At 67.9% G+C, this 21,675-nt stretch carries 17 protein-coding genes; 4 read left to right on the top strand and 13 right to left on the bottom strand.

The annotated features are described in order from the left end of the window. Positions 1-4: 4 nt before the first annotated feature. Both secD and yajC read right to left on the bottom strand, forming a co-directional pair. On the bottom strand, positions 5-2,089 hold the full coding sequence (gene secD / locus ABW16_RS21950; protein WP_047321320.1) for a protein translocase subunit SecD: 2,085 nt from the start codon (positions 2,087-2,089) through the stop codon (positions 5-7). Positions 2,090-2,283: 194 nt separating this feature from the next. Beyond that, complete coding sequence (yajC, locus tag ABW16_RS21945) at positions 2,284-2,592, bottom strand: preprotein translocase subunit YajC (protein ID WP_047321319.1); 309 nt, start codon at positions 2,590-2,592, stop codon at positions 2,284-2,286. Positions 2,593-2,774: 182 nt separating this feature from the next. Here yajC and ABW16_RS21940 point away from each other — a divergent pair, with 182 nt between their 5' ends. Together ABW16_RS21940 and gabT are read left to right on the top strand one after the other, a co-directional pair. Then, positions 2,775-3,095, top strand: a complete 321-nt coding sequence (locus ABW16_RS21940; RefSeq protein WP_047321318.1) for a hypothetical protein — start codon at positions 2,775-2,777, stop codon at positions 3,093-3,095. Positions 3,096-3,135: 40 nt separating this feature from the next. Continuing rightward, complete coding sequence (gene gabT / locus ABW16_RS21935; RefSeq protein WP_109519712.1) at positions 3,136-4,485, top strand: 4-aminobutyrate--2-oxoglutarate transaminase; 1,350 nt, start codon at positions 3,136-3,138, stop codon at positions 4,483-4,485. Positions 4,486-4,491: 6 nt separating this feature from the next. Here gabT and ruvB read toward each other — a convergent pair whose 3' ends face one another. The 6 genes from ruvB to ABW16_RS21905 form a co-directional block, all read right to left on the bottom strand. Continuing rightward, the gene (gene ruvB / locus ABW16_RS21930) at positions 4,492-5,544 is read right to left on the bottom strand and encodes a Holliday junction branch migration DNA helicase RuvB (protein WP_047321316.1); all 1,053 of its coding nucleotides are present in this window, start codon (positions 5,542-5,544) and stop codon (positions 4,492-4,494) included. Further along, positions 5,541-6,131 carry a Holliday junction branch migration protein RuvA gene (ruvA, locus tag ABW16_RS21925; protein ID WP_047321315.1) on the bottom strand — a complete coding sequence of 197 codons (591 nt, stop codon included), beginning with the start codon at positions 6,129-6,131 and terminating at the stop codon, positions 5,541-5,543. Before ruvA ends, ruvB begins: the two co-directional genes overlap by 4 nt. Then, complete coding sequence (gene ruvC / locus ABW16_RS21920) at positions 6,128-6,685, bottom strand: crossover junction endodeoxyribonuclease RuvC (RefSeq protein ID WP_047321314.1); 558 nt, start codon at positions 6,683-6,685, stop codon at positions 6,128-6,130. The genes ruvA and ruvC overlap by 4 nt, the downstream gene beginning before the upstream one ends. 76 nt (positions 6,686-6,761) lie before the next feature. After that, complete coding sequence (locus tag ABW16_RS21915; RefSeq protein ID WP_047321313.1) at positions 6,762-8,126, bottom strand: DUF2252 domain-containing protein; 1,365 nt, start codon at positions 8,124-8,126, stop codon at positions 6,762-6,764. A gap of 26 nt (positions 8,127-8,152) precedes the next feature. Then, positions 8,153-8,962 carry a sulfotransferase family protein gene (locus tag ABW16_RS21910; protein ID WP_047321312.1) on the bottom strand — a complete coding sequence of 270 codons (810 nt, stop codon included), beginning with the start codon at positions 8,960-8,962 and terminating at the stop codon, positions 8,153-8,155. Positions 8,963-8,975: 13 nt separating this feature from the next. Next, positions 8,976-9,731, bottom strand: coding sequence for a YebC/PmpR family DNA-binding transcriptional regulator (locus ABW16_RS21905; protein ID WP_047318405.1), 756 nt, complete (start codon positions 9,729-9,731; stop codon positions 8,976-8,978). A gap of 707 nt (positions 9,732-10,438) precedes the next feature. On the opposite strand from ABW16_RS21905, the gene ABW16_RS21900 reads away from it, so the two are divergent. Together ABW16_RS21900 and ABW16_RS21895 are read left to right on the top strand one after the other, a co-directional pair. Then, positions 10,439-11,392, top strand: a complete 954-nt coding sequence (locus ABW16_RS21900; RefSeq protein ID WP_082134280.1) for a bile acid:sodium symporter family protein — start codon at positions 10,439-10,441, stop codon at positions 11,390-11,392. Between the two features lie 141 nt (positions 11,393-11,533). After that, the gene (locus tag ABW16_RS21895) at positions 11,534-13,759 is read left to right on the top strand and encodes an arylsulfatase (RefSeq protein ID WP_082134279.1); all 2,226 of its coding nucleotides are present in this window, start codon (positions 11,534-11,536) and stop codon (positions 13,757-13,759) included. On the opposite strand, the gene ABW16_RS21890 is transcribed toward ABW16_RS21895, so the two are convergent. From ABW16_RS21890 to eccCb, 5 genes are all read right to left on the bottom strand, one after another. Beyond that, a complete protein-coding gene (locus ABW16_RS21890) occupies positions 13,756-14,406 on the bottom strand; it encodes an LpqN/LpqT family lipoprotein (protein ID WP_157864280.1) in 651 nt (216 codons plus the stop codon). The two genes, ABW16_RS21895 and ABW16_RS21890, sit on opposite strands and share 4 nt — an antisense overlap. 311 nt (positions 14,407-14,717) lie before the next feature. Continuing rightward, positions 14,718-15,716 (bottom strand): type VII secretion protein EccE, encoded by a 999-nt coding sequence (gene eccE / locus ABW16_RS21885; protein ID WP_047321310.1) that lies wholly within the window; start codon positions 15,714-15,716, stop codon positions 14,718-14,720. Beyond that, complete coding sequence (gene mycP / locus ABW16_RS21880) at positions 15,713-17,122, bottom strand: type VII secretion-associated serine protease mycosin (RefSeq protein ID WP_047321309.1); 1,410 nt, start codon at positions 17,120-17,122, stop codon at positions 15,713-15,715. Before mycP ends, eccE begins: the two co-directional genes overlap by 4 nt. Continuing rightward, positions 17,119-18,510: a type VII secretion integral membrane protein EccD gene (gene eccD / locus ABW16_RS21875; RefSeq protein WP_109519711.1), complete on the bottom strand. Its 1,392-nt coding sequence runs from the start codon at positions 18,508-18,510 to the stop codon at positions 17,119-17,121. The genes mycP and eccD overlap by 4 nt, the downstream gene beginning before the upstream one ends. A gap of 40 nt (positions 18,511-18,550) precedes the next feature. Next, positions 18,551-21,675 (bottom strand): type VII secretion protein EccCb (gene eccCb / locus ABW16_RS21870; RefSeq protein ID WP_047321307.1); only part of this gene is annotated, 3,125 nt, incomplete at its 5' end.

Here is a 21,675-nt window from a genome sequence, read left to right as displayed (position 1 = left end):
CTGGCTATCCCTGTTCCGTCGACTGGGCGGTTACCCGCGTGCGCGCTTTGGCTCCGGACTTGCCGCCCGTTGCGCCTCCCGATCTGGCTACCGCCCGCCGTTCGCGTGCAACCTGCTGAATCGCACCGAGACCGTTGTAGGACGGCTTGGCCAGCGTCGGCGACTTGGATGCCAGGTAGACCAGTGGCCAGGTCACCAGGAACACCACCACCAGGTCGAGGATCGTGGTCAGCCCCAGCGTGAATGCGAAGCCCTTCACCTGGCCGATCGCCAGGAAGTAGAGCACCGCCGCAGCCAGGAAGGTGACCGCGTTGCCGGACACGATCGTCTTGCGGGCCCGCGCCCACCCGCGCGGCACCGCCGATCGGAACGACCGGCCCTCGCGGATCTCGTCCTTGATGCGTTCGAAGAACACCACGAACGAGTCCGCGGTGGTGCCGATACCGATGATCAGACCGGCGATACCGGCCAGGTCGAGCGTGTAGTTGATGTACCGGCCCAACAACACCAGGATCGCGTACACCATGGCACCGGCCACCACCAGTGACAGTGCGGTCAGCACGCCGAGAACTCGGTAGTAGAGCAGCGAATAGACCAGCACCAGCGCCAGACCGATCGAGCCGGCAATCAGACCCGCCTTCAGCGACGTCATTCCCAGTGTGGCCGAGACGGTTTCAGCTTCGGAGGCTTCGAACGACAGCGGCAGCGACCCGTACTTCAAGACGTTGGCCAGCTGGCGCGCCGCATCCGGGGTGAATCCCGGTGAGCCGCCGGTGATCTGGGTGCGGCCACCGGGGATGGCTTCCTGGATCTGCGGTGCACTGACCACCTGTGAGTCCAGCGTGAACGCGGTCTGGGTGCCGATGTGCGCGGCGGTGTAGTCGGCCCAGACGTCGGCCGCGCCGCTTTTGAACTGCACCTGGACGATGTTGGAGCCGCTGCGTTGGTCCATGCCCGAGCTGGCGTCGGCGATCTGGTCGCCGCTGATGATCGAGGGCGCCAGCAGGTAGGCCGTCTGGTGGTCCTGCGAACAGGTCACCAAGGGCAGGTCCGGGTCGTCGTTGCCGGCAAGGATGTCTTCCTTGTCGCACCGTCCGGCCTGGATCTGCAGGGCCAGCGCCTGCACCACTTTGTTGTCGCTCTGCCGCAGCCGCTTCTCCGCGGCGATACGGGCTGCCAGGCCCTGGGCCTGATCACCCTGGCCGGGCATACCTGGCAGACCCGGCAGTCCGGGCAGCCCCGGCAAGGCGGGCATCTGCGCACCAGGTGCCGGCGTTTCGGCCGACGATCCTGGTGCCGTGGGCTCCGGAACGCCCGAAGTGCCGGGAGTGGCGGTCTCGCTGGGGCTTTCAGGTTCGGGGCTCGCCGTGGTGGTGCCCGGGGTCGGGGTCGGCTCCTGGGGGTACGGCCGCGGCTGGGCCGGCGGAGTCAGCGGCTGCTGCGGGACGGCCCCGCCGTTCCCGCCGAACAAGCCCTGCCCGCCCGCGCCGAAGCCCGGAGGCAGGCCAGGGGCACCGCCGCCGGCGCCCGGAGGCAGGCCAGGAACACCACCACCGCCAAGGCCCGGAGGCAGACCGGGAGCACCACCACCGCCAAGGCCCGGGGGCAAGCCAGGAGCACCGCCACCGGCGCCGGGCGGCAGGCCCGGGACGCCGGGCATGCCGCCACCGCCGAGACCGGGCATCCGGCCAGCTGCCTGAGCTTCCTGCACCGACACGCCGTTGATCACCGGCCGGATGTAGAGCCGGGCCGTTTGGCCGAGAGTGCGGGCCTCGTTGCCGTCGCTGCCCGGCACCGTGATGACCAGGTTGTTGCCGTCGATGATGACCTCAGAGCCCGACACACCGAGCCCGTTGACCCGGGCGCTGATGATCTGTTGCGCCTGGTTGAGCGCGTCACGGGTCGGCGTGGAGCCGTCCGGGGTGCGCGCGGTGAGCGTCACACGAGTGCCGCCCTGCAGGTCGATACCGAGCTTGGGTTCGGCGAGCTTGTTTCCGGTCAGGAATACCAGCAGGTAGACGCCGATGAGCAATGCCAGGAACACCGCCAGGTTGCGGGCAGGGTGCACCGGCGCCGAAGGCGATGCCACGTTGTTGAGTCTCCTTCGCTCATTGCGCAATGCGCTGTCGTGATCGTCGGGGCTGGCCCATGCCCGGACCGCCCGCAGCGATCAGTACCACTGCACCCGCAAAAGGGTACGTGCCCGGCTGGCCGGGACGATCGTTGGGCGGGCGTTCCGCGCGTCGGGGGTGTCAGACGGCTGGCCAGATGGCGGCGAGCTGTTTAAGCGCCCTCTACGGCCTCTTCGACTGCGGCCTCGGCCGTCAACTCCTCCGGCTCGATCTTGTCCCGAACGGCCAGCTTCATCCAGGTGGTCACCACACCGTCTGCGATCTCCAGGTCGACGTCGTCCTCGGTGATGCGGGTGATGGTGCCCTGCAGTCCCGACGTGGTGTGCACCCGGTCGCCGACCCGCAGCGACTCGTGCAGGTCGATGGTGGCCTGCATAGCGCGCTTCTGCCGCCGCGAGGCGAAGAACATAAACGCGCCCATGACGAGGAGCAGCGGCAGGAAGGCAACCATGTTTTCCATGACGACAACCGATCTTTCGACTTGTTCGAATGAGTCTCCGGCACCGGACCACCTGAGGTGTGGCGGGCCACTGTGATGACAACAGTGTGCCACTGTGTCCGGCGACCGCGCGTCGGTACCGCCGTCCACCCCCTAGGCTGTCGGTGACAGGGGGGTCAGGATTCTCGAGGGAAGGTTGGCCGATGAAAAACTTCGCGTGTGGTCTGGCGACCGCCGTTGCCTTCGCAGCGGCTCCCCTGGCAGTGGGAGCGATCGCCATGCCCGCCATCGGATCCGCGGAGCCGCTGAACTGTCCGGCCGGCCAGTACTGGGAGCCGAGCACCAACACCTGCATGCCGCTGGGCCAGGGACCGACACCACTGGCCTGCCCCGGCGGCCAGTACTGGGAGCCGAGCACCAACACCTGCATGCCGCTGGGCCAGGGACCGACACCGCTGGCCTGCCCGCCCGGCGAATATTGGCAACCATTCGGCAACGCCTGCCGGCCGCTCGGCCAGATCTGAGCCGCGGCAAGGACCGCTAAGGAGGCCCCGTCCCATGTCAGTGCCGCCGCTGCTGCAGAGTCGTCACCTGGCCACCGAGATCCCCGGCCCCGGCTCGGTGCAGCTGGCGCGGCGCCGCGCGATGGCCGTGGCACGCGGGGTGGGCAGCACGCTGCCGGTGTACGCGGCCCGGGCCGGCGGGGGCATCGTGGAGGACGTCGACGGCAACCGGCTGATCGACCTGGGTTCGGGAATCGCGGTGACCACGGTCGGTAACGCCGCGCCCCGCGTGGTGGAGGCGGCGCAGCAGCAGGTCGCCGAGTTCACCCACACCTGTTTCATGGTCACGCCTTACGAGGGATATGTGGCCGTCGCCGAAGCACTGAACCGGATCACGCCGGGCGACTTCGAGAAGCGTTCGGTGCTGCTCAACTCCGGTGCCGAAGCCCTGGAGAACGCCGTCAAGATCGCCCGGTCCTACACCCGCAAGACCGCGGTGGCGGCGTTCGACCACGGCTACCACGGCCGCACCAACCTGACGATGGCGCTGACCGCCAAGTCGATGCCGTACAAGAGCGGATTCGGCCCGTTCGCGCCCGACATCTACCGCGCGCCGGCGTCCTACCCCTACCGCGACAGCCTGATCGACAAAGAGCTGGGCAGCGACGGGGAACGAGCCGCCGACCGGGCCATCGGCATCCTGGAGAACCAGATCGGCGCCCACAATCTGGCGGCTCTGGTCATCGAACCGATCCAAGGCGAGGGCGGGTTCATCGTCCCGGCGCCGGGCTTTCTGCCCGCGCTGCTGGCGTGGTGCCGCGACAACGACGTGGTGTTCATCGCCGACGAGGTACAGACCGGTTTCGCGCGCACCGGGGCGATGTTCGCCTGTGACCACGAAGGCCCGGCCGGGATGGCGCCGGACCTGATCTGCACCGCCAAGGGCATCGGCGGGGGCCTGCCGTTGGCAGCGGTCACCGGCCGCGCCGACATCATGGACGCCCCGCATGTCAGCGGCCTGGGCGGCACATTCGGCGGCAACCCGGTGGCCTGCGCTGCGGCGCTGGGGGCATTGGCGACCGTCGAGGCCGACGACCTGGTGGGCCGGGCCCGGCAGATCGAGCGGCTGATCTTCGAGCGGCTGGGCCGGTTACAGGCCGACGACGACCGCATCGGTGACGTTCGCGGTCGCGGCGCCATGATCGCCGTCGAGCTGGTGCGACCCGACACGACCGAACCCGACCCGGCCCTGACCAGCGCCCTGGCGGCAGCATGTCATCGGGCGGGTGTGATCGTGTTGACCTGCGGAACCTTCGGCAATGTGGTGCGTCTGCTACCGCCGCTGACCATCAGCGACGCACTGCTGTCGGAGGGCTTGGACGTGCTGGCCGCCGAACTGGGCAAGCTCTAGCCGCACCTACTCGAACAACCCCGGCTGCCCCAGCCCACCGGCTCCCGCCGGGGGAACCATGCCCAGGTGCGTCCAGGCCGCCGGAGTCGCAACGCGACCCCGCGGAGTGCGCGCCACCATTCCGGCGCGCACCAGGAACGGCTCGCAGACCTCTTCGACGGTGGCGGCCTCCTCGCCCACCGCAACCGCCAGCGTGGAGACCCCGACCGGGCCGCCGCCGAAGCTTCGGGTCAGCGCGGAAAGCACCGCGCGGTCGAGGCGGTCCAGGCCCAGCTCGTCGACGTCGTAGACCGCCAAGGCGGCCTTGGCCACGTCGCGGGTGATCACCCCGTCGGCACGCACTTCGGCGTAGTCACGCACCCGGCGCAACAACCGGTTGGCGATCCGCGGCGTGCCGCGGGAGCGCCGCGCGACCTCCGCCGCCGCTTCGGCCCCCAGTTCGATCCCGAGGATCTTCGCTGAGCGTGCCAGCACCCGCTGCAGTTCGGCCGGCTCGTAGAAATCCATGTGCGCGGTGAACCCGAACCGGTCGCGCAGTGGACCGGTCAGTGCACCGGATCGGGTGGTCGCGCCGACCAGGGTGAACGGCGCCACTTCCAGCGGTATCGAGGTGGCGCCGGGGCCCTTACCGACCACGACGTCGACGCGGAAGTCCTCCATCGCCAGGTACAGCATCTCCTCGGCGGGCCGGGCGATGCGGTGGATCTCGTCGATGAACAGCACGTCATGCTCGACCAGGTTCGACAGCATCGCGGCCAGATCTCCGGCACGTTCCAGCGCCGGCCCGGAGGTCACCCGCAACGAACTGCCCAGTTCACTGGCGATGATCATCGCCAGTGACGTCTTGCCCAGCCCCGGCGGGCCGGACAGCAAGATGTGATCGGGTGTGCCGCCGCGGTTCTTGGCGCCCTCGATCACCAGTTGCAGTTGCTCGCGTACCCGGGGCTGGCCGATGAACTCGGCCAGACTGCGCGGACGTAGGCCGGCGTCGATGTCGCCCTCCCCGACCGTCAGCGCCGGGGACACCTCGCGGTCGTCCGGTTCGGCCGGTTCGCTCACTTGGTCTTCCCCAGCCGGCTCAGCGCGGTCCGCAGCACCTCGGAGGTGGTCGCGTCGGGGGCGTCGGCCAGTACCTTGTCGGTGGTCTCTTCGGCCTGCTTGGCGGCAAAGCCAAGCCCGATCAGGGCTTCGATCACCGGGGCGCGTACCGCGTGACCGCTGAACACGGCGCCGTCCGACGTCGCCACCGCACCGATCTTGTCGCGCAGTTCCAGCACCAGCCGCTCGGCGCCGCGCTTGCCGATCCCGGGCACCCGGGTCAATGCGGGGACGTCCCCTTCGGCGAGCGCCCGGCGCAGTGCAGCGGCGTCGTAGACCGCCAGGGTGGCCAACGCGATCTTGGGCCCGATACCCGAAACCCCGATCAGCGTGAGGAACAGATCGCGGGCCTCGCCGTCGGGGAATCCGTAGAGGGTCATCGAGTCTTCACGCACGATCATCGCGGTGATCAACCGGATTTCGCTGCCGCGGCGCAGCGTCGACAGGGTTGCCGGGGTGGCCATCAGCTTGTAACCGACGCCGGCCGCTTCGACCACGGCGTGGTCCAGGGCGATGTCGATGACCTCGCCGCGTACCGACGCGATCATGCCCGGGCCGCCTTGAGCTTGGCGGTGTACTTACGCCGCTGTTCGGCGGCCAGTGCCTCGGCGGCAGCCATCCGGGCGATCATCGGGGCCCGCCAGCAGTGACAGATCGCCAGCGCCAGCGCATCCGCGGCGTCGGCGGGAGTCGGCTTTTGCTGCAGCCCCAGGATTCGGGTGATCATCGTCGTCACCTGCGCCTTGTCGGCCGAACCGTTGCCGGTCACCGCGGCTTTGACCTCGCTGGGGGTGTGGAAATGCACGGTGATGCCGCGTCGGGCGGCCTGCAGCGCGATCACCCCGCCGGCCTGCGCGGTGCCCATCACGGTGGAGACGTTCTGCTGGGAGAACACCCGCTCGATCGCGATGACGTCGGGGCGGTGGGTGTCAAGCCAGTGCTCGGCGGTGTCACTGATGGTCAGCAGCCGCTGCGGCAGCGGCTGATCGGCCGGAGTGCGCACCACGTCGACATCCAAAGCGGTGACCTGACGGCCCTGTCCGCCTTCGACCACTGACAGCCCGCACCGCGTCAGCCCAGGGTCGACGCCCATCACCCGCATCCGATTCCTCTCCAGCACCGAACAACTGTTCGACAGTCTAGTGGGGTCCGGTGACACCAATGGGCTGCGACACGCCTCATGCCACGGCGATGCGGCCGCTGTCCGCGGCGGCCCGCAGCGCCTGGTAATCGCGTTCGTTCTGTTCGGCGTACGCCATGGCGAACCGGGTCAGTGCCCGGTCGGCGTTATCGCCCTTGCCGAGATAGGCCGCGATCGCGACCCGGTCGCCAGAACGGCTGTGCGCCCGGGCAAGTGCCTGCCCACACGCCTGCACGTAGGCGGTCAGCACCTTGGGCCTCATCGACTCGACGTCGGCGGACCCCTTCATATCCCACAGTTGACGCACGTAGTAGTCGCCATGGTGACCGTCGGGGCCGATGGCGTGGAGCCAGCCCAGCAGGATGTCGCTGGTGGCCTGCATCAGCCGCTGCCCGGCCACCACCCGCTCTCCCGCGTTCGGGTAGCGGCTGCGCTTGAGGTGGGGTTCCAGCACCGAGGGGCGGGCCTCCTTGACCTGCATGAGCAGCGGGTCTCCGCTGCCGCGGCCCTCGAGCAACACGATCCAGGTGCGGGTTCCGACGCTGCCCACGCCGACAACCTTACGGCCCGTCTCGATGTAGCGGTACCGCCGCGCGAGCACCCGCCGATCGTCGGGAAGGCTGGATACGTAGTCCCGGAACAGCTTCCGCATGTATTTGTCGTAGAGCCGCGCCACGGCGTCACTCACCAAGTCACCGGCCGGCACGATCAGGGGCGGATCGCTGATCAGGCGCCGGCGGCCGTCGTGCGATCGGGTGAGTTTGTCGACGGCCTGCTGCCGACCACGGGAAAGGGCACCGACCGCGGTGCGCCGGATTTCCTTGGCGTAGACCGGTTGGACGGTGCCGAGCAGTTCGGAGTCGATGACCGATTGCGCGTACCACACATCGAGCTCGCCGAGGCGGGCCAGTTCCCGCATCTGATTGCGGTAGGCCCCGGCGCACGCGGTCACGACCGATTCCTGCTTGGCGGGGCCGAATCCCCTGCTGCGGCAAAGGACGGCTGCACTCGCCACCAACCGTTTGACGTCCCACTCCCACGGTCCGGGCAGCGTCTCATCGAAATCGTTGAGGTCGAACATCAGCTGCCGCTCCGGGGAGGCGAACAACCCGAAGTTCGACAGGTGCGCGTCCCCGCACAGCTGTGCACGCAATCCGGTGTGCGGGCCGGCGGCGAGATCGGCGGCCATGATCACCGCCGAGCCCCGGAAGAACGCATACGGCGACGCCGCCATGCGGGCGTACCGGATGGGCACCAGCTCCGGCACGCGGGACCGGGATTGCGCCTCCAGCAGCGCTATCGGGTCGGCGCGCCGCGAGGACGGCTCGTACTGCCCGAGCGCGGATCGTGGAAGCACCGTCCGCCGGGATCTGCCGTACTCCCGCCGCTCCTTCGCCGACACGGCGTCAGTGTAGGACCGTCGTTCGGCTACACCACCCGTAAACCCGCGGGCACGGCCGCCGGATCGCGCCAGAACGCGTCGCGGAGGAAACGGTTGAACAGGTCCGGCGGCAAGATCGTCTCGCGCGGCCGGGCGTGGACCTCGCTGTGCACGGTGTGCAGCCCCGGGGTGCCGGCGCGTTCGTCGAAGTCGGTGACGTCGAAGTCGATGTCGTGGAAGTTGTGCTCGAACATCGGCTCGCCGATGAACTCGTAGACGGCGCGCATCGTGCGTTGCGGGTCGGTCGTCAGGGTCTCGTACTGCACCAGCAGTAGCCGGTCCCGCTGCGGCCCGTAACAGGCCTGCTTGAGCATGTCGTAGGGCGCCCCGACCAGCCCGTCCTGCGCCACCACGCCGTTGGCGCGGGTGTAAACGGTGCCGCCAGGATTGAAACCGAAGATCGACGACGGTGTGAAGACATTGCGCTGGATCAGCCGTTCGATGCTGTCGACCACCCACTGCAGCTCGCGCACACAGGCGATCACCTTGGCGTCTGGGAACAGTCGCGAGATCGCCGTCATCCAGCCGCACCAGCCCCTGTTGGTATCGAAGATCACTTCGGCGTCGCAATCGGCGTAGAAGCTGTCGAACAGCCCGTGCAGGATCCGCTCCCGCTTCGCGTCATCGATGAACACCGAGAATTCGTTGCGGGCGCTCATCTCGCCGAGCAGTGCGCCGAACAGCCCGGCCAGCGGGCCCGACATCCCGGCCTCAAACCTCGGATTCTGCAGCAGCAACGCGGCCAGCAGGGTCGAACCCGAGCGCGGCAGCCCCGAGATGAAATGAATCGCCGGCACCGGTGTGGCCTACTTATTCGGTTTCGAGGGCGGCGAGCACTTCGTCGGACAAATCGACGTTGGTCCACACGTTCTGCACGTCGTCACTGTCCTCAAGCGCCTCGACCAACTTGAACACCTTGCGGGCCCCCTCGACATCGACCGGGACGCTGACCGACGGCTGAAAGCTCGCCTCGGCAGAGTCATAGTCGATCCCCGCCTCCACCAGCGCACTGCGCACCGCCACCAGATCCCCCGGCTCCGAAATCACCTCGAAGCTCTCCCCCAAATCATTGACATCCTCAGCACCGGCATCCAACACCGCCGCCAACACGTCATCCTCGGTCAACGCATTCTTCTCCAGCGTCACCGTGCCCTTACGGCTGAACAAATAGGCGACCGAGCCAGGATCAGCCATCTGACCGCCATTACGCGTCATCGCCACCCGCACCTCACTGGCGGCACGATTACGGTTATCGGTCAGGCACTCAATCAACACCGCCACCCCGTTGGGCCCATACCCCTCATAGGTGATGGTCTGATAATCCGCCCCACCGGCTTCCTCACCCGCACCACGCTTACGAGCCCGCTCAATATTGTCATTGGGCACCGAACTCTTCTTCGCCTTCTGAATGGCGTCATACAACGTCGGATTCCCCGACGGATCCCCACCACCAACCCGCGCCGCAACCTCAATGTTCTTGATCAACCGCGCAAAATTCTTCCCACGACGAGCATCAATCACAGCCTTCTTATGCTTCGTGGTAGCCCACTTGGAATGGCCACTCATAACCCGCCCCACCTCACTGTTCCTGATCAAAAGTTCGCCCGGTGAGTCTACGCGCGCGGTCCGGCACTAACTGCACACAACGTCGCAGCGCAGATCTCGGCCCGGCTTCGGTGGCACGACTAGGCGGTTCGGCTACTGATTCCGCTCAAAAGGATTCCAGCCTGTTCACGATGCCAACCGGGTGTAGCCAGCCGACGGCCGTGGCCATCGGGGCGGAAGAAGCCGGGGCCGCGGACATCGTCATTCCGGAGCCGCCGCTCCGAGCCGGCGAGCCAACGCAATGCGGTTACCGCAGCGCGCCCGTGCGGGGCCGCTGTGCGGTGGCCATCTCCCGCCTGACCTGCCTAAGCGCTGGTATTGCTTTGGCGCACTGAGGAATACACTGCACCCGAAGCCGGTGGCCGCGATGTGAGGCGCAGTCTCAGCGGCGATCATGGACGCGGGGTGCGATGACGCGCAGACCGTCGGCGATCGGGACGTCGCAAGTAAACCGAAGCGTCCCGCAGCGGCCCCGAAGGTGCGGGGAAAGCCCTGGATCCATTTGCTCAGCGCGTCGCGTCGTCGTTGCAACCAGCCCTTCCGGCGCCTCGTTCTGCGGTCCCGAGTTCGGCCGGTTGCGGCAAGCTGGGCAATCACTGCATCATCGCGCCGACGCCGAGGACCGCTTGACCGTCATGGCGGCTGCGCACGAACATCGCGGAGCGCCCATGGATAACCGGTTTTTCCCATTGGTCGTCGTGACGGCCATGCTCGCCCTGGGAATGACCCTCACCGTCGCCGACTTCCGGCGGGCCGCCGCACTGAGGCGCCCGCTCGCGGTCGCCTTGATCTGCCAGGCGATTGTGCTGCCGTCGTTCTGCCTGCTGATCGCCGAAGCATTCAACCTCCCGCCGAAGCTCGCGGTGGGGCTGATGCTGATATCCGCCGTACCCGGCGGCCTGTTGGCCAACATCTTCAGCCACTTGGTCAATGGCGACCTTGCACTCAATCTCACGCTCACCGCGATCAACGCCGTCATCTCGATCGCCTCCCTACCGGCGATCCTGGCGTTTTCAATCACCTGGTTCACCGGGGAGGGCAGGAGTATCCCCCTTCAGCTGGACAAGTTCGTCGCAGTGGTCGGACTGGTGATCGTCCCCACCGCAGTCGGTGTCGCGATTCGCGAACGCTTCCCCGACCTGGCCCGTCGCTTGAAGCGGCCGGTCCGCGTCGCCGCCGCCACGCTGCTGATAGCCGTCTCTGTGGCGGCGATCGCTGGTGGTCGAACGACACTGCTGACCAACCTGGGCGCCCTCACCGGCGCCGTGGTGTCGTTCGCCACCGTCAGCCTGACTGTTGGTTATCTCGTGCCGCGGTGGATGAAACTCGCCCCGCGGCAGGCTATCGCCATCAGTCTCGAAATCGGGATGCACAACGCGATGGTGGCCACCGCGATAGCGCTGAGCCCGCAGCTCCTCGACAGCGCAGAAATCGGCACGGTGCCGGCACTGTACGGCGTCATAGCGCCGGTTATCGCTCTGCTGCTTGTCGCCACGGTGCGCGGCCTCGATCCCGCCTACCGTAAGGTCCCCCAATCCGGCGCCGTCGACGCAACGGGCCAGGCGCTGTCGCCGAAGCCCGGTGACGATGCGCGGCCGGCGTCCGAAGCGGTAGCCGGCTAGAACGCTCCGGCAGCGCCGCGAACGGCGTTTGGTCCAGCGAATTTCCCACTGCACCTTGCGATCCGCGGTAGCACTCAATAATGTTCTCGACAAAAGTAGTCACTTGACTACTGGCAGGTCAAAGTGAAAGGCGACACCGAGATGAGTCAGGCCCAGCGCCCACCACAGGATGCACCCAATGTCGTGGTGATCCTGCTCGACGACCTCGGATTCGCTCAATTCGGCTGCTACGGTTCGGATATCGCGACGCCGGCGATCGACCGCCTGGCTGCCGGCGGCCTGCGATACAACCGGTTTCATGTGACCGCCCTCTGCTCGCCGACTCGGGCGGCGCTGCTGACCGGCCGTAACCACCACGCAGTCGGAATGGGGTTCCTCGCCGATCTGCCCACCACGCATCCGGGCTACACCGCGCACATTCCCCGCTCGGCAGCAACGCTGCCACGCATCCTGCGCGACGCGGGCTGGAGCACTCTGGCCACCGGCAAATGGCATCTGGTGCCGCGCGGTGAACGTGGCGGGGCGGGACCTTACGACCAATGGCCGCTGGGATTGGGATTCGAACGCTATTACGGCTTTCTGCGGGGCGACGCCAATCAATGGGCGCCGGAACTGGTTCGCGACAATTCGTTCGTCGAGCCACCCGCCCGGCCCGATGAGGGATACCACCTGACCGAAGACCTCGCCGACGAAGCGATCCGGATGGTGCTCAGCCAACAGGCCAGCGCCCCGGGCAAGCCGTTCTTCCTCTACTTCACCCCGGGTGCCATGCACTCACCTCACCACGTGGAGCGGTCGTGGGCCGACGCCTACGCCGGCAAGTTCGACGTCGGGTGGGACCGCTGGCGAGACCAACTGTTCGCTCGTCAAGTGGAGTCCGGCGTCATCCCGGCCACGACCGCCTTGACCCCCCGACCGCCTTGGGTGCCTGCCTGGGATGACCTCAGCGCGGACGAACGACGGCTGTATGCCCGCATGCACGAGGTTTACGCCGGCTTCCTCAGCCACACCGACGCGCAGATCGGCCGGGTGGTTGATGCCCTCGAACGCCTTGGGGTACTTGATAACACGCTGATCCTGTTGATGTCCGACAACGGCGCCAGCGCTGAGGGCGGCGTATCCGGAACCGTCAACGAGCATCGGTTCACCCATCGGGTGCGCGACGACCTCGCCGAGAACCTCGCGCAGCTCGATGACTGGGGCGGACCACTGACCTACCCGCACTACGCATGGGGATGGGCGTGGGCCGGTAATACGCCCTTTCGGCTGTGGAAGCGCTACACCTGGCTCGGCGGTACCCGAGTGCCGTTCATCGCGCACTGGCCCAAGAAGATTCGTGAGGGTGGTGGCGTCCGTGGACAGTTCGCCCATGCGATCGACGTCCTTCCGACCGTGCTCGAGGCGTGCGGGGTGACCGTCCCGGAGTCCGTCGACGGGATTGCACAACAGCCCGTTCAGGGCGCCAGCCTGCTGCCGTCGTTCACCGATCCCGCTGCACCCAACCCGCGTTCGGTGCAGTACTTCGAAATGATGGGTTCGCGGGCGATCTTCGCCGACGGCTGGAAAGCCACCACCGACCACGTTCCGGTCGGCGTCATGGATGAAGACTTGCTGCTCACCGGAAGCCGTGACTTCGACACCGATCGGTGGTCGCTGTTCCGCCTCGACGACGACTTCTCGGAGTCTCACGATCTCGCAGACCAACATCCCGACGTCGTCGAGCAGCTCAAGGAACAGTGGTCGAACGAAGCTGCGGTGAACAACGTTTTACCGCTGCTTGACTCGCTGATCGGGCGGCTGGCCGCCGCAGCACAGCCGCCATATCCGATCGGCCTCAAGACCACGCTGTACCCGCAAGCCGGTCCAGTGCTCGACGAGGCGCTGCCCATGCTGGCCGGCGGAGGACACATCCTGGCCGATGTCGATGTTCCGCAAGATATGCCGAGCGGGGTGTTGTTCGCCATCGGCGATCGCAACGGAGGCCTGGCCGGCTACGTCATCGACGGCCGGCTCCAGGTCGCCGTCGCATTGCCCAGCGGAACCCTGAAACTTCAATCGGACCGGCCACTGCCGCCGGGGCGCCACCTCGTCGGTTGCGTACTGCGCCTGGTATCCGGCGGCGCCGCGATCGACGCCGTCGTGGACGGCGCCGTTGTCGCGACCGCGGCGACCGACCATGCGCTTCCGTTCATCTGGCAGCACGGGGGCACACACCTCACCCTCGGCTACGACCGCGGCCTGCCGGTAGCCGATGACTATCAGCCGCCGTTCGCCTGGAACGGCTCTCTGCATGCAGTCCACGTGCAGGCTGGGCAAGCCGAACTCGACCAGATCGACGCGCTGCGCGTCGCCCTGCAGTCCGATTAGTCGCCGGCGAAGGCGAACTGGAAGCCAGTGAGTATCGCGTACTTTTCACTCACGTAGGCCGGATGATCTGGACCGAAAGCCTGAACGGTGACTACGGCCGCCCAGAGCTTGTCGTCGCTGTCCCGACCCGCAACGATCAGGCAGGTAGCCTCGTGATTGGCCAGCCCCATGTCGTAGGTCAGCGTCACGGCGGGGTAGCCGCAAACAGTGCTGGGGATGCGGTCAAGAAGAACGCCGATCTTGGATAACCCCTCGATTTCCCAATCGAGTGCTTCTTGTGGAGTTCCGGCTGTCCCGGTGAGGTTCTCCAGTGTCACAACGGCGTTCGGCTGGTAGCGGTTGGCCTCACTTCCCGGACCTTGCATCACCGCCCGAACTGCCGGTGGTCTCTGTGCGGGGTCCAAGTGCCAGCCGGGCGGTTGGGGCAGCGCCAGCCGGGGCTCGTCGGCAGTGCGGTGATCGAGGCTGGCGAGCGGCACCGTGCTGGGGCTGCATCTGCTCGACAACGAGCTGTCAGACACGCCACTCTTTGGTGGATGAAGTGACTCGGGCTCATGGCCGCGGCGACTCACAATCAGCGCAGCGGCGACCAGCGCAGCGGCGATCAGGGCAATGACCATAACGAGGGCGGCGGCACCAATGGCCACTGGGAGCCACGGTCGTGCAGGCTGGGTGGCAGCGTCACTTACCGGCTGCTCTGGCGGTTCCTCGGAGGATGGCCCTTGGCTGCCGGCTGTTTGGCTGTCCATCGGCAAAGAATAGCCACCCCCGTTTGCCGCCAGGCCAGGGCCGACCGACTCGGTGGCCGCTCGGCGGTATCGCTCGATGGCCCGCTCAGCTGAGGAATCAGCCGTAGCCAATAGTGCACCTTCGCGGCAATTCGGCCTCGGCATTCGGGTTGAATCGGCAGAGTCACCAATGCATTCGACGGCCAGCCGCGGTCAAGGCCAGCTGCTGTTCAGCCCACAGTGGCATCAGTCGGCGACCGCCGCGCGGTGCTGCTGGGCCACCGGAGCCGAGTCAGCCAGTCGCGGGCCACGACGGCATGGCCGTCCAGGCGATGGACCGACGACGGATGCAGCGCCGCCAGCGATGCCCGCTGGTTTCCCGGTTGCGGGCTGAGCCCGGGCAGCGGTCCACCACCGCCGGGTTGGGCGCCAGTGCGGAATGCGGCAGCGAAGGCCAGTGTCTGATCGTCGCCGATGCCGGCGATCTCCAGGGCCGTCCATGTTTCAGGCGCCGGGTAAGACCAGACCTTCGCGAGCAGCTCCGGCACGTCTTGGCGGGGCGCAGCCCGGTATGCGGCTAGGTGATCCCCGTCCGCCTGGACAACGCTGTGCCAGGTCTCGCGGGAGCCTGCGGTGTCCAGCTCTGGGATGTCGTCGGGCTCGACCACGTTGGCCGCCCAGCCGGATTCGCGGAGGTGATCGGCGAGGCGCCGTGCCACCACCACAGCGGTCTGGTGCAGGGGAATGCCCGGGGAACGTGCCTGCAGCGCCGCGAGATTGTCGACAGCGGCGAACGTCAGGCCGATCCACGTGGTCCGCTCGCGCGCACCGGCATGATCACCGACGTCTCGGCTGGTGACCCGGATCGCGTCGGCCCGCAGGCCGTAACGGTCCAGATAGCGAGCGATCAGCGGCAGCGGAAGCGAGTCGGTGTCTTCCTGCCGCGCTGCGACCCTCAGCAGCACGGTGACCCGCGGGTCGGTGACGGTTCTGCGTGCTCGGCGTTCCCCTTGTTTGGGGCGGTTGATCGATGCGCGGCGTCGCAGAATCGTGGACAGCGGCAAACCGCGCCACTGCGCCAACAACGCGACCGCGACGGCGATTCCGATGCCCAGCACCCAGCGCTCGCGCGCCGACTGCCAGGGATAGGCCGTGGTTGCGGCCGCAGTGGCCAACAGCACCAGGGTGATTCGCCCCGTACCGGGCAGCGGTGATCGGTGGGTGCTCACAGGGTGCTCTCCTTTCTCCGGCGCGCCGCGATTGCGGCGCCCCCGACGGCCAATGCCAGCGCCGCCACGCCGCCGAGTGCGACGAGTTGCGGCGTGTAGTTCTTCGGTGCCGGCTCCGGCGGCAGAACCGCCCGCTTCGCCGGCTCCGAGCCCGGGGCGGATCCGGCGGGCAACTGCCAGGTCAGTGCGGCCACGGGGTCAACGGATCCGGCACCAAGGAGGTTGGACGGCGCCCGGGCCGTGTTGTGCGCGGTCGCAGTGATCCGGTGGATCACCTGCGCTGCACTCAGTTCCGGGTACCGGCTGCGGACCAGCGCCGCGATACCGGCCACGTAACCGGACGCATAGCCGGTGCCGTTGAGCGGCACCAACTGTTGCCGGGCACCGGGCAGCCCGTTGGCAAGACCACCGTCGTCGCGGTTACTCACCGACACGATGTTCTCGCCCGGCGCGGCAAGCCCCACCCACGGTCCGGACATCGTGAATTTCGAGGGCTGGCCGCTTGGCGTGGCCGAGGCAACCGAGAGGACATAGGGCTGCCAGGACGACGGGATCGACACCGAAGTTACGCCAGCCCAGTTGCGCGGGTCGTTCGGCCGACTCAGATCCGTCAGCGGGTTGGATTGGCAGGCACTTCCGCCCGCGACGGAACCGGTGGCGCCGCTGTCACCGGCGGCGGCGACCACAACAGCGTCTTTGTCGACGGCCGCGTAGCGGATCGCCGCACCGAGTTCGGACTGGTCGATGGCGCGGTCGGCGGCCAGGCAGTGCACTGCCGAAACGACGATCACCCCGGCACCGAGATCGGCCGCGTGCACAATCGCGCGGCTCAGCGCCGTGACGTCGGCCGACGCGCGGGTCAGCTCGGGATCACCGTGCGATGCTGTCGGCGTGATCTTTGCCGATATCGCCCGTAAGGACAGCAGCCGTGCCGCCGGGGCGACACCGGCGAAGCCGTCGTCGCCGGGCTGGCCGGCGATCAGTCCGGCGATCAGTGTTCCGTGCCCGTCACAGTCGGTGAGACCGTCGGTGGTACCGATGTAGTCGCCACCCGCCTCGACGGCCGGCAGCCGTGGGCCGGGCCGCACCCCGGTGTCGATGACGGCCACCGTCTGGCCGTCGCCGCGCGAGAACTGCCATGCCGCAGGAAGATCAAGCTGCCGCTGCCCAGGAGAGGGATCACTCACATCAGTCCCGCCGATGAGCCCGCTGATGCTGCACTCGCCGTTCTGCTGGGTGGCCTGCACCGGTCCCGGCGTCCCGCTCGGCGGTGCCGCGTCGACGTCGACGGTCGGCGGGGTGATCGCCAAGACCGGCGGCGCCGTCCACAGCGCCACGGCGAGCACCCCGGCCAGACCGCCGAGCCGGATCGCCCTGCGGCCCTGAGCGATTCGGGAACCGATCATCGATTGAGCACCCAGGCGAAAATGCCGACCAAGTAGGCGATCACCGGTATCAGTGACGCGTCCAGACCCGAAGCGAGGAAGCCGACCAGTCGGCGCACCGGCAACGAATAGCTGTGCGGGTCGGCGACGGCCGGAAACGCCGAGGCCAACACCCATGCCGACGTCAGGACGGCGAGCACCGCTACGGCGATCAGCGCAGCCGGGTAGCGGCCCGTTGCGGCGTAGAGCACGAACAGTGCCGCTGTCACCAGGTAGGGCTGAGCCAGCGACCACAGTTTGCTCGCCGACGAATCCCACACGCGTGCCCGCAGCGCGGCCGCCGCGGCGGCCGCCGCCACCACGTACCATCCCCACGCCGGAACCGTTTCGGGTTGAGCGGCAATGGCAACCGAGCCGAGAGCGCTGAGCAGCGCAGCACCGGCGATGAATCCGGTTTGGAAGGCGTCACCGGCCTGTACCCGCCGGGGCAGGTCTTCCAGCACCCGCAGCGACGGCGCCGCCGGGGTCGGGTCACCCGGCGCGGGGATCACGGGCAGCGGGAACCGTGCCCACAGCGCGGACAGTTGCGGCGCCGAGACCGTGACCAGCAACGCCGCGACGATCAGACCGCCGCCGAGCGTGCTCAGCGGCAGCTGCCACACCGTCTCGACCGCGGCCGCCAGTGCGACCCCCGCGCCGAGCACGGTTGTGGCGGTGAAGAATCCGAGTTGGCGGTGCGAACCGACGATACGGATCAGCGACCACGCGGCAACCCCGGCGGCTCCCAGCGTCACCTGCGCCGGACCGAATTGCCCCGGCACCGCGAGGGTCAGCGCAGCGGCGATCGGCGCCAGTGCGGCGATCGACAACACCCCGTCATGCGGTGGACGTGCGACCAAGGCGGTAAGGGCGGTGAGCACGGCGATCGCTCCGGCCGCGAAGAGTCCTGCCGGTGCCCCGGTCACCACCCGATAGACAACCGCCAACGATGTTGCTGCCAAGACCAGTCCAACGACGGCCGCCACTGCCCCGCGCTGGATGTGCCCCGGTCGCCACGGCGTGCGCCGAGAGGCCGAGAAGATCACCGCGGCATCCGCGATGTCTTCGACGATGCCGGGCGCCGTCGGGCCGGAAGGCACCGGTTGCAGGGCCAGCAGATCTCCGTCGACCACGCCGACGGTGTCCAGGCTGGCGTCCAAGCTGAACGGTGCGCCGCCGATCGGCGCGAGGCTGAGCCGGTTGGTGTCGCCGGCACTGTCTTGGGCCTCATCGGAGGTGGTTGGCACCACCAAACGCTGGACGGTGGGCAGGATTTCGCGCAGCGGTAGGTCCGCGGGCAGAGCAATCTCCGTCAGCCGGCTCTCGGCCAGGACAGCTATCCGCACGATCGGTATCACAGCGTTGGCCATCACGAGGTCCTCAGCTTCAGAAGGGACATGGGTTCTTCTCCTAGCGCGTCAAGGTTTGGCTGAATGTTGGGTTGACTAGTTGGAGGTAGGTGGGTTCGTCGTTGTCGGCTAGCAGGATTGCTCGTCCTGCGGGGAGGCGGCTGAAGCGTTGGCCGCGGATTTTGCCGCTGTCGGCGGGGTTGCCGGAGAGCATGAGGGTGGTGGCTTGTAGGTCGTTGAGCCGTCGGAGCAGCGGGTTGGTCATCAGGGCGTGTGCTGAGCCGGTGGCTCGTGCGGTGACGATGACCCGCAGGCCCAGATCGCCGGCTTGGGACAGCAACTCGATCAGGGTGGTCCAGGGCCGTTGCCCGGCGTAGGGCCCCGATAGTGCGGGGGTGTCGGGGATGGCGTCGACGTCGTCGATGATCAGGTAGTGGGTGTGCCCGTCGTAGCGCCAGGCCGCCAGGTCCGCCGCCGACAATCCTGCCGGGGGGCGTCGGGAGCCGATCAACGCCGACAGGCCCAGCATGGCGGGGATGACCCGGTCGACGTTGGCGGTGTACTCGTTGTCGGGGTAGAGGGGTTCGTCGACGAGGTGCAGGCGGCGATCGATCACGGTGAACGCCACCTGCTCGGCGGTGTTGTTGTCCCGCACGGTGCGGATGAGGTGGCGCAGCAGGGTGGTTTTGCCGGACTTGGCGTCGCCGAGCACCAGCAGCAGTGGGTTGGCGGTGAAGTCCACCTCGACCGGGGCCAGGTCCTCTTCACGCACCCCGATCACGATGTGCTCGGGTGCCGGGTAGAGCGCCCCGACCTCTTCGGGGGCCAGGTTGGTCGGCAACAACCGCACCGGGGGTGCGGCCAACCCGGGATGCCGGGCGTTGAGCTCGGCGATCTGGGTTAGATCGGGTTGGGCGATCAGGAAGTGCTCGGCGGCCATCGTCAGACCACGACCGGGCTGGTTGGCCGGCACCGCCTCCGCCGGACGCGTCAACGCCCCGGCAACACGGACGTTGCTGTCGCGCGGGTCGTGCAGTTTGAGCTCCAGGCGCAACCCGAGCCCGTCCCGCATCGCCAGCGGGACCTCCAGCCAGCTGGGGGTGGTCACGATGACGTGGATGCCGTAGGCCAGCCCGACGTTGACCAGCTCGGTGACCTTGGCCAGCAACGGGTTACGGGTATTGAACTGGTCGGTGTTATCCCGGCTGAACGCATACAGGTTGTCGATGACCAAGAACACTTCACCGTAGCCGTCGTTGAGCGAGCCGATGCTGCCATCCCGGAACGCCTCGCGCTGCTGACGCGCCGTCAACAACTGCTCCAACTCCCCGAAGGTGCGGCGGATCTTCTCCGGCTCCAGCCCCGAGGCGACACTGCCCACATGGGCCAGGTCCTCCAAGGCCCGCAGCTGCCCGCCGCCGTAGTCCAGGCAGTAGAAGCTCACCTCCCGCGGTGAGTGCAGGCTGGCCGCCGAGAGGATGAACGTCTGCAGAGCGGTGGTCTTGCCCGACTTGGGGCCACCGTGAATGAGCATGTTCCCCGACGCGGAGCGGGCGTCGAACACCAGCGGATCCCGGCGCATGTCGAAGGGTTTGTCGATCTCCCCCAGCGGCCAGCGCAGCTGCCGCTCCCCGATCCCGGCCCGGGCCAACGCCGCGGCCAGCGGGATCGGCTCGTCCAGCGGCGGCAACCACAGTGCCGGGGCCTGCGGCCCGTAGTTCGCCAGCTGGTCGCCGATCGTCGCGATCAGCTTGCGCGGCGGGGCGTGTGTCTCCTCGTCGGCCTCGACCACCACGGTGGTCTCCTGCCCGGAGTCGACCGCACCCGCGGTGAACAATGTCGGCTCGGGAATCGCGTGCATCACCACGGCCCGGGACTGCTGCGGCGGGTCGTAGATGCCGTCGACGTAGGTGCTGCGGAACTTGATCGGCGCCGCGCCGGGAGCCGGCACCAGGAAGCCCTCGCCCTTGTGCTCTTTGCCGGACTCGATGTGATAGGCGTCCTCGACCCCGATGATCTGCCGCGACACACTCGGGCTGGCGACCTTCAGACCGATCCGATACGAGGTGTTCTTGTCGATGTCCTTGATCTTGCCCACGTCCAGCGTCTGCGAGGCGAACAGGATGTGGATCCGGAACGAACGTCCCTTACGCGCGACGTAGTCGAACAGTTCGGCGTACTCCGGGTGATCAGCCAGCATGAGGGTGAACTCGTCAGCCACGATGAACAGTGTCGGGATCGGCGCCAGGTCGTGGCCGGCGGCGATCGCCGCCTCGTACTCGGTCACCGAGTTGAACGCACTGCCCTGCACCCGCCGGCCCGCCTCACGCAACAACAACTCCCGCCGGGCCACTTCCCCGCGCAGGGTGTCGGCGAACCGATCGGCCAGCGAGCGCTTCTCGGCCATGTTCGAGATGACCGCGACGACCTGCGGGAAGTGCCGGAAGATGTCGGCACCGGCCTCACCCTTGAAGTCGGCGTAGATCACGATCAACCGATCCGCGGAATGCGTGGTCAGCAGTGACAGCAGGATCGCCATCAAGGTCTGCGACTTGCCCGAACCGGTCATGCCGATCATCAACCCGTGCGGGCCCATCCCGCCCTCGGCCTCATCCTTGAGATCAAAGATCAACGGCTCGCCGGTCGCGGTCACCCCGATCGGAACCCGCAGTTCCTCGTCGCGGTTGCGGGGCGCCCACAGGGCGGGAACGTCGAGGCGCGAGGCGTCGGGGATACCCAGCAGGGTGGTGAAGGTGGCGCCACGGGTGCCCGCCGAGCGCAACCCGGCATGCGTCGGGTTGGAATCCCAGCGCGACAACCGTCGCGCCAGGTGCGCGGCCTCGTCGGCGCCCAGCTGGTCGGCCTCGTCGACATACCGCTGCCAGCCCCCGGTCTGCCAGCGGTCGAGGGACGACCCACCTGAGCCGATCCGCAGGATCGGGCGCTCGGGGTCGGAATACTGCTCCCGACTCGGCGCTGCGGCGCCGCGCTGCACGATAGTCACCCCGGCACGCGCCGCCCCCAGCGACGAGGCCGCCAGGTCGAAGTCCGGGTCGTCGATGATCACCAACAGATGCCGTGTCGTCTCGGCCGGGCCACCGGTGAACGGCGGACGGGCCGCCAGCACCGGCGTCAGCAGCGCGGACAGCTCCTCCGCGCTGCTCGCCAGGTAGCGCGCCGGGCCGA

The sequence above is a fragment of the Mycolicibacter heraklionensis genome, from assembly GCF_001021505.1.
Classification (GTDB): domain Bacteria; phylum Actinomycetota; class Actinomycetes; order Mycobacteriales; family Mycobacteriaceae; genus Mycobacterium; species Mycobacterium heraklionense.
This window is presented reverse-complemented; position numbering and strand designations above follow the sequence as displayed.